Consider the following 950-nt stretch of genomic DNA (forward strand, 5'->3'; position numbering starts at 1 on the left):
GCAGCACGTCAACGGTTCGGCCCGCACGCTGGCTGCGGTGCTGTCCGGGGCCGGACTGGAGCTGGTGTCGGACACCTTCTTCGACACCCTGACCGTGAAGGTCCCGGGCCGGGCCGAGGGCATCATCAAGGCCGCCGAGGCCAAGGGCGTGAACCTGCGTGTGATCGACGCCGACTACGTGGGCATCTCCACCGGCGAGGGCACCACCGCCGAGCACCTGGCCCTGGTTGCCGAGGCTTTCGGTGTTGACGACGCCGCCGCGAAGGTGTCCGACGCCGCGTCCGCCAACGGCTTCGAGCTGGGTTCCGACCTGCTGCGCAGCTCCGCGTACCTGACCCACCCGGTCTTCCACAGCCACCGCTCCGAGACCCAGATGATGCGCTACCTGCGCCGGCTCTCCGACCGCGACCTGGCCCTGGACCGGACCATGATTCCGCTCGGCTCGTGCACCATGAAGCTGAACGCCACCGCGGAGATGGAATCCATCACCTGGCCCGAGTTCGCCTCCATCCACCCGTTCGCCCCGGCGCACCAGACCACCGGCTGGCGGGAGCTGATCGCGGACCTGGAGGCCCGGCTGTCGGCGATCACCGGCTATGCCGGCGTGTCCATCCAGCCGAACGCCGGCTCGCAGGGCGAATACGCCGGCCTGCTGGCGATCCGCAACTACCACGTCTCCCGCGGCGACGAGCAGCGCACCATCTGCCTGATCCCGGCCTCGGCCCACGGCACCAACGCAGCCTCGGCGGTGCTCGCCGGCCTGAAGGTCGTCGTCGTCGCCACCGCCTCGGACGGCACCATCGACCACGAGGACCTGGCCGCCAAGATCGAGCAGCACAAGGACAACCTGGCCGGCATCATGATCACCTACCCGTCCACGCACGGTGTGTACGACGCCGACGTGAGGATGGTCTGCGACTCGGTGCACGCCGCCGGCGGGCAGGTCTACA

The 950-nt window shown here is 69.5% G+C and carries 1 pseudogene; it reads left to right on the forward strand.

Annotated elements, in window-relative coordinates:
- Positions 1–950: pseudogene (locus LVY72_RS24095) on the forward strand (glycine dehydrogenase (aminomethyl-transferring)); the annotation flags it as partial.

The organism is Arthrobacter hankyongi (assembly GCF_022012395.1).
GTDB lineage: Bacteria > Actinomycetota > Actinomycetes > Actinomycetales > Micrococcaceae > Crystallibacter > Crystallibacter hankyongi.